The sequence below is a fragment of the Burkholderia sp. Ac-20345 genome (assembly GCF_017104825.1).
GTDB lineage: Bacteria > Pseudomonadota > Gammaproteobacteria > Burkholderiales > Burkholderiaceae > Burkholderia > Burkholderia lata_B.
Genome location: NZ_JAAGPO010000312.1, coordinates 1 through 7,830 on the forward strand (window position 1 = coordinate 1; position 7,830 = coordinate 7,830).

Genomic DNA, 7,830 nt, shown 5'->3' on the forward strand with positions numbered 1-7,830 from the left:
TTTTTGTTCGGCTGCGGCCGCATCACAGTATTGAACCGATAGCTCACACCTTTTCCCTACCCGGCGCCATGCCGATCTCCCCGCCGGCGACGCGTGACGCGGCGCGCCGCGGCGGCCGCCATTCCCGTTCCTTTCCGGAGAACGCTTCATGTCGAACATCGTCATCGTCTATCACAGCGGCTACGGTCACACGCAGAAACTGGCCGAGGCCGTGCACGCGGGCGCGCAGGATGCCGGCGCGACCGTGCGCCTGCTCCCCGTCGGCGACGTCGACGACGCGGGCTGGGCCGCGCTCGACGCGGCGGACGCGATCGTCTTCGGCGCGCCGACCTACATGGGCGGCCCGTCGGCGCAGTTCAAGCAGTTTGCCGATGCGACGTCGAAAGCGTGGTTCACGCAGAAATGGAAGGACAAGATCGCCGCGGGTTTCACGAACTCCGCGACGATGAACGGCGACAAGTTCTCGACGATTCAATATTTCGTCACGCTGTCGATGCAGCATGGGATGGTGTGGGTCGGCACGAGCCTGATGCCGGCCAACTCGAAGGCGGCCACGCGCAACGACATCAACTACCTGGGCGGCTCGACGGGCCTGCTCGCGCAGTCGCCGGCGGATTCGACGCCCGACGAAGGCCCGCTGCCGGGCGACCTCGAGACCGGCAAGGCATTCGGCCGGCGCGTGGCCGAAGCGACCGCCCGCTGGGTCGCCGGCCGCGGCTGAGCATGCCCCGGCGCGCACACCTGCGGGCGTCAAAGGGACACAAGACGGCTCGCCGGCCGTCTTTTTTTCGCCCCGCGCGGTGCAGGCCCGCCGGATGACGTCTTAAAATGGTGGGTTCAGGGCGCGGGCCCCCGTTTCATTCAGTGAGAGCGAAATGAGCACCAAAGTTTTTGTCGACGGCCAGGAAGGTACGACCGGCCTCAAGATCTTCGAATACCTGTCGGCACGCAGCGACATCGAGATCCTGCGCATCGATGAAGCGAAGCGCAAGGACGTCGAAGAGCGCCGCCGCCTGATCAACGCGTCGGACGTCACGTTCCTGTGCCTGCCGGACGTTGCATCGCGCGAATCGGCGTCGCTGGTCGAGAATCCGAACACGACGCTGATCGACGCAAGCACCGCGTTCCGCACCAGCGCCGACTGGGCATACGGCCTGCCGGAACTGACCCGCGCGCAGCGCGAGAAGATTCGCACGTCGAAGCGCATCGCCGTGCCGGGCTGCCACGCATCGGCGTTCGTGCTCGCGATGCGTCCGCTCGTCGATGCGGGCATCGTCGTACCGACGTTCGCCGCACACAGCTACTCGATCACCGGCTACAGCGGCGGCGGCAAGTCGATGATCGCCGACTACGAAAACGCGGTGCCGGGCGGCAAGCTCGCAAGCCCGCGCCCGTACGCGCTCGGCCTCACGCACAAGCACCTGCCGGAAATGGCCGCGCACACGGGCCTCGCGAACCCGCCGATCTTCACGCCGATCGTCGGTCCGTTCCTGAAGGGCCTCGCAGTGACGACCTACTTCACGCCCGAGCAGCTCGCGAAGCGCACGACGCCGCAGGACGTGCAGCGCGTGTTCGCCGAGTACTACGCGGACGAAGCATTCGTGCGCGTCGCGCCGTTCGATGCGGACGCGAACCTCGACGGCGGCTTCTTCGACGTGCAGGCGAACAACGACACGAACCGGGTCGACCTGTTCGTGTTCGGCAACGAAGAGCGCTTCGTCACGGTCGCGCGCCTCGACAACCTCGGCAAGGGCGCATCGGGCGCCGCGATCCAGTGCATGAACCTGAGCATCGGCGCGGCCGAGGACGCAGGTCTCAAACGCTGATTCAACATCGCATGCAATGCAAAGCCGGCCACTGGCCGGCTTTTTATTTACTCGTATCAGGCAATATATAAAAATTTCGAACCGCGCATTTACAAATATTTACAAGCTTTCAATTGCGCGATTACCAGTGAATTAATCCCACCCCATCTTTATCCAGTCAATCCCGAATAGGGATAAACCGGATACCGCCGCTTTAAACGCTGCCGTTATACGCAGGAAGGCTCTTCCCCGGCCTGCCCGGCGTCGCACATTCCCCACTCCGGCCACTTCCCGCAGCCCGTCGCGCGTTTTAATTCTTACCGAATGCCGTGCCGGACAACGATTAAATACACGGCACCCGTTTCAATCGCCTTTTTTAGACGGGTTCATCAATTGACAGCAAAAATCCAGGCGGCGACATTAGCTCGCACAATTAAACGATTGGAGACAGCGGCATGTCGCACGCCTTATCGAAGGGGGTGGCAACGGCCTTTGCCATTGCCCCTTTCCTGGTTGCATGTGGTGGGGGGGACGGCGGCGCACCCGCGCCGATCAATGCGCCCCAATGTTCCGGATCGAGCTGCGGCACGCAAGGGCCGCCGCCGTCACAGCCCGTCAACGGTTCGCTGTGCCCGGCCAACGCCGACATCGTGAAGAGCACGTACCTCGGCGGCGCCGGTAGCGGCGAGATCGTCAGCGTCAACATCGACGCCGTGGCGATGACCTACACGCTCAAGTGGCTCGAATCGCCGATTCCGCTCGCAACCGGCACGGTCACGCCGAGCCGCGCAGGCACGACGATCACCGGTGCGGTCATGCACCCGCCGACCGGCACGCTGCCGACCGCGGAGCAGACGCGCTGCGCGTTCGTCCTCACGCCGGGCTCGGGCAAGGCGGCGGACGGCTCGACCTATTCGACGGCCGCCGACTTCAACCAGGCGAACCCGCCGATGCTGCTGGTCGGCATGGGTGTCGCGGGCGGCGGCATTCCGGGTGCGACGGTCCAGTACGACGGGCTGACGATCTCGCTCGCCGGCATTCCGCTCTACCAGAACGTCGGCCAGGTGCCGAAGCGCCACTTCGACTTCTATCCGTTCCTCGGCTTCGCGAACACGACGACCGACATCACGAAGCTGCCGGGCACGTACAACGCGCTGATCTACCACCTCGTGCCGTCGGGCAACTACGCGACGAAGGGCACGAACTCGAGCGAGACGTTCGACGGGAACGGCGCGTGCACGTCGACAAGCACGGGCGGCTGCCAGACGACCGGCAACCCGTGGGCCGCGAACACCGCGAACGGCGGCTACTTCGACAGCGCGAAGGCACCGCAGACGCTGCCGCAAACGCAGTTGCCGATCATCGGCGCGACCGGCAAGTCGGCGACCGCGCACATGGTGATCGGCCAGCTCAACGGTGCGACGGTGCCGGTGATCGTGCGGACGGGCAACGTGAACCTCGGCACGGCGCCGCTGCATACCGATGCGCAGGTCGACGACGAATCGGGCATCGCGGTGCTCGGCGCGGCGACGGCGATCACGTCGGGTGCGATCGACGGCGGCTACGCGGGCGCGGACTCGAACTTCAAGTACACGGCTGCGCTGATCCGCGGCAGCAACGCGTCGTTCATCAATCCGAGCACGCAGGCCGAGGAAGACGGCTTCACGCTCGACTACGGCCAGGCGACGCCGGGCCTGCTGAACGCGACGACGGCGCCGCCGAGCGGTGCGAGCTACCCGTCCGCATCGGGCGTGGTGATCGCGACGGGCGGGCTGTACGCGGCGCTGGTCCAGGGCACGGTGAACGGCGGCGTCACGTCGACGTCGGCGAACGCGAGCACGTCGTCGACACCGTACTTCGGCGTGGGCGCACAGATCAGCAAGTAGAGCGAACGAGGACGCGACGGCGGGCTGGCCGCCGTCGCGTAACGCACGAGCGCGCGCGGCACGGCGCAAGTAGGACGAGCACAACCAACAGAAGCGGCCGACAGGGAGCTGGCCGCCGCACAAGACAAATCTGGAGGAGCAACATGAAGCGCAACCTCATTCTGGCGGCGGCCCTTGCCGCCCCCCTTCTTTCCGCCTGCGGCGGCGGCAGCGACAATCCGCCCCCGCTCGTCGAAGACCGGCTCTGTCCTGCCTCGCTCGACTACACCACCGTGTTTACGGGTGGCGCGGGCAGCGGCGAACTCGCGAAGGTCCAGCTCGACACGACCAAGATGACCTGGCAGGTCACGTACGTCGAATCGGCCGTGCCGCAAACGACCGGCACCGTCGTGCCGACCCGCGCGGGCACCGTCGACAGCGGCACGCTCACGCAGGAAACGCTGCTGCCGACCAACAAGCTGAACCAGTGCGCGTTCCGCCTGAACGGCGCGAGCCTCGACGCGTCGCGGCCGGCACGCATCTTCGTCGGCTTCGGCGTCGCGGGCGGCACGATTCCCGGCAAGGAAATCCAGTTCAACGGCGTGCTCGGCCAGGCCGCGGTGCCCGACACGAAATTCCCGTACTACCCGTTCATCGGCTTCTCGTCGATCGAAACCGACATCACGAAGGTTGCGGGCACATACAGTCACGTGGGCTTCGGTGAAGTGCCGTCGCAGAACTTCGCGCCGGCATCGATCGACGCGAAGGTGACGATCAACGCCGACGGCACCTGGACCAAGTGCGACACGACCGGCCAGTTCGCCGGCGGCGCGTGCACGCAGCGCGGCACGAACTTCGTGCAGTCGGCGGACGGCAGCGGCGCATTCCAGTCGAACAACTACGCGAGCCAGCTGAAACCGACGCTGTCGGCGACGCCGCAGGGCAAGGGCTTCATGATCGTCGGCAAGCTGCGCAACCAGCTCGTGCCGATCCTCGTGCGCACGGGCGTCGCGAACCCGAACCCGACGCCCGACAGCAACGGCGTACCGGGCCTCACCGCCGACGACGAATCGAGCATCTCGATCCTTTCTCCGCAAACGGCGGTCTCGGTCGGTTCGCAGAACGGCGAGTACATCGGCGTCGACAGCGAGTTCAACTACCGGACCACCGCGCTGATCAACAACCAGGCGACGCTGCTCGATCCGTTCCAGCCGTCGCAGGCGTCGCTCACGAGGGTCCTCGACCTCGACTACACGCAGAAGGTGCCGGGCACGGTCACGACGATCCACACGGGTGCCAGCAGCTCGACGCCGACCGGCAAGTTCATCTTCACGGGTGGCGTGTTCGGTTTCCTCGACAACGCCGGATCGACGCCGTATTTCACGATCGGCGCGTTCGTCCAGTAAGCGGAGGGGGAAGCCGTGATGAAGAAAACCCTTCTCTGCGCGGCGGCCGGCGCCGCCGTGCTGGCGCCGCTCGCGGCGCACGCGCAGAGCGCCGGCAGCAACGTCGTCACGCTGGGCTGGTTCCACGTGATGCCGCAGCAGAGCAGCACGCCGATGACGACCAACGTCGCGCCGACGCCGATCAACACGCCGCTGCGGCTGCCGCCGTCGTTCACGTCGCCGGGCACCGGGCTGCGCACGAGCGGCGCCGACACCGTCGGCCTGACGGTCAGCCACTTCCTGACCGACCACATCGCAGTCACGTCGGTGGCCGGCGTGCCGCCGGTGTTCAAGGTGTCGGGCCAGGGCACGATCAGGCCGCCCGGCCCTGCCGGCGCGCTCGGCACGCAGAACATCGGGCTCGCGTCGGTCAACCCGATCGTGAAGAGCGTGCGGCAGTGGAGCCCGGCGATGCTGCTGCAGTACTACTTCGGCGCGGCAACCGCGAAGTTCCGGCCGTTCCTCGGCCTCGGCGTGTCGTACAACTGGTTCAGCGACCTGCAGCTCAACACGAACTTCATCAAGCAGACGCAGGACAACCTCGGCGCGATTCTCGCGGCGGGCGCGGGCAAGCCGGGTACGACATCGGTGGAGGCGAAGGCGTCGTCGTCATGGCAGCCGGTGTTCAACGCGGGCCTGCAGTACAACATGACCGAGCATTTCGGGCTGATCGCGTCGGTGACGTACATCCCGCTGAAGACGACGTCGACGGTGACGATCAAGGCGGCCGACGGCACGGTGCTCTCGGAGTCGAAATCGGACCTGAAGGCCGACCCGATCATCAGCTACGTCGGGATGACGTACAAGTTCTGAGCGCAGCAGCGGACGACGAATGGAAAGCCGCGACAAAATCGCAGGCAAAAAAAAGCCCGCCTAAGAGGCGGGCTGAATCCATATCAGAGGAGACATGGAGGAGACAGGTGCAACTATAGCGAATCGGTTTCCGCATTGCAACATTTCCGTAGAGAAAATAAGGATTTTCCCTCGAATGCTGCCTCTAGACCGCATTCACTGCATCTGACCCCACCCTGTTTACCCGGTCGAGCACTTCGCCCAGCGCATCGCGCAGCAGCGCGACGGGCCGCACCAGGCGGCCCGGCAGCGCGCCGTGCACGATCCACACGTTGATCCGCGTCTCCAGCCCCACCGTTTCCACCACCCTCAGTGCATCGCGATGCGCGCTGCGCGCCAGCGCGTTCGGCGCGGCAATGCCGATGCCCGCGCCGCGCGCGACGAGCGACAGCTGCAGCTCCGAGCCGAACGCCTCGACCGCGACGTCGAACGGCAGCCCGGCCGCGCCGAGCATGCGGCTCAGCGCCGAACGCATCCCGCAGCCGTCCTGGCTCAGCACCCACGGGAAACCCGACAGCGTGTCGATCGACAACGGACCGTCCGGCAGCGGAAAGTCACGCGCGGCGACGAGCACCGTCGGCTGCGTGCCGAGCAGCGTCGATGTGAACGTGTCGGGCAGTGCCGAACTGGCCGGCACCATCACGGTTGCGACGTCGAGCGTGCCGCGCTCGATGCCCTGCACCAGCGCAGGCGACCAGCCGGCCGTCACGCGCAGCGTGAGGCGCGGGAATGCGTCGCGCAGCCGGTCGATCGGCTGCTCGAGCGCCAGCTCGGACAGGAACGGCGGCACGCCGATGCGCAGCTCGCCGGACGGCTCGCTGTCTGGCGCGCCCGCCGCCATCAGCTCGTCGACCGCGCCCAGCACGTTGCGCGCGAGCGCGTAGACGTCGCGCCCGGCGGCGGTCGGCTTCAGCGGCTTGCTTTGCCGTTCGAGCAGCGGCATGCCGAGCAGCGTTTCGAGGTTCTGCACGCGCCGCGTCAGGCCCGGCTGCGTCAGGTGGAGCTTCGCGGCCGCGGCGACCATCGACCCGCTGTCGACCACCGCGACGAACGCCTGGAGATCACGCGTATTCAAAACAAACTCGCATAATCATGTTAGAGATATTTCAATTGTCGCATAAACATCGGGCACCTAGGATGGGGACTCCTTCGACCCACTCGCCAGGCTTCCGATGAACTGCCCCGCCAATCCCTGCCCCGCCGACGTTCGCACGCCCGCCGGCACGCCGCCCGCGCTGAGCGCGGGCATGACGCTGTTCTTCGCCGCGACGGTCGGCGTGATCGTGATGGACCTGTTCGCCGCGCAACCGCTGACGGGCCCGATCAGCGCCGACCTGCACCTGCCGCCCGGCCTGGCCGGCCTCGTCGCGATGCTGCCGCAGCTCGGCTACGCCGCCGGGCTCGTGCTGCTCGTCCCGCTCGTCGACCTGCTCGAGAACCGCCGCCTGATCGTCGCGACGCTGGCCGTGTGTGCGGCCGCGCTCGCGCTGCCGGCGTTCACGCGGTCGGGCACCGTGTTCCTGCTGGCGACGCTCGTGGCCGGCGCCGCGTCGAGCGTGATCCAGATGCTCGTGCCGATGGCCGCGTCGATGGCACCCGAGGCGCAGCGCGGCCGCGCGGTCGGCAACGTGATGAGCGGGCTGATGCTCGGCATCCTGCTGTCGCGGCCGCTCGCGAGCCTGATCGCGGGCTCGGCCGGCTGGCGCGGGTTCTACGTGCTGGCCGCGCTCGCGAACGCCGCGATCGCCGTCGTGCTCGCGCTGCGCCTGCCGTCGCGCACGCCGTCGATCACGGCCGGCTACCGCGCGCTGCTCGCGTCGATGGGGCGCCTGCTCGCCGACGAGCCGGTGCTGCGCCGGCATG

Annotated in this window: 7 protein-coding genes; 6 read left to right on the plus strand and 1 reads right to left on the minus strand. The window is 66.9% G+C overall.

Annotation, left to right across the window (positions count from 1 at the left end):
• Window positions 1–148 precede the first annotated feature (148 nt).
• The 5 genes from G3O06_RS45245 (at window position 149) to G3O06_RS45265 (ending at window position 5,928) form a co-directional block, all read left to right on the plus strand.
• Window positions 149–721, plus strand: a complete 573-nt coding sequence (locus G3O06_RS45245) for a flavodoxin family protein (protein WP_174918427.1) — start codon at window positions 149–151, stop codon at window positions 719–721.
• 154 nt (window positions 722–875) lie between these two features.
• Window positions 876–1,826 carry an N-acetyl-gamma-glutamyl-phosphate reductase gene (gene argC / locus G3O06_RS45250; protein ID WP_205819963.1) on the plus strand — a complete coding sequence of 317 codons (951 nt, stop codon included), beginning with the start codon at window positions 876–878 and terminating at the stop codon, window positions 1,824–1,826.
• A 434-nt stretch (window positions 1,827–2,260) separates the two neighbouring features.
• The gene (locus G3O06_RS45255) at window positions 2,261–3,691 is read left to right on the plus strand and encodes a DUF2957 domain-containing protein (RefSeq protein ID WP_174973712.1); all 1,431 of its coding nucleotides are present in this window, start codon (window positions 2,261–2,263) and stop codon (window positions 3,689–3,691) included.
• A 143-nt stretch (window positions 3,692–3,834) separates the two neighbouring features.
• The gene (locus G3O06_RS45260) at window positions 3,835–5,076 is read left to right on the plus strand and encodes a DUF2957 domain-containing protein (protein WP_175000664.1); all 1,242 of its coding nucleotides are present in this window, start codon (window positions 3,835–3,837) and stop codon (window positions 5,074–5,076) included.
• 18 nt (window positions 5,077–5,094) lie between these two features.
• Window positions 5,095–5,928 carry an OmpW family protein gene (locus tag G3O06_RS45265; RefSeq protein WP_174918423.1) on the plus strand — a complete coding sequence of 278 codons (834 nt, stop codon included), beginning with the start codon at window positions 5,095–5,097 and terminating at the stop codon, window positions 5,926–5,928.
• A gap of 184 nt (window positions 5,929–6,112) precedes the next feature.
• Here G3O06_RS45265 and G3O06_RS45270 read toward each other — a convergent pair whose 3' ends face one another.
• Entirely contained in the window at window positions 6,113–7,042 is a 930-nt protein-coding gene (locus G3O06_RS45270) for a LysR family transcriptional regulator (RefSeq protein WP_174973714.1), read from the minus strand.
• A gap of 97 nt (window positions 7,043–7,139) precedes the next feature.
• On the opposite strand from G3O06_RS45270, the gene G3O06_RS45275 reads away from it, so the two are divergent.
• On the plus strand, window positions 7,140–7,830 hold a 691-nt coding region (locus G3O06_RS45275), incomplete at its 3' end, for an MFS transporter (protein ID WP_205819964.1).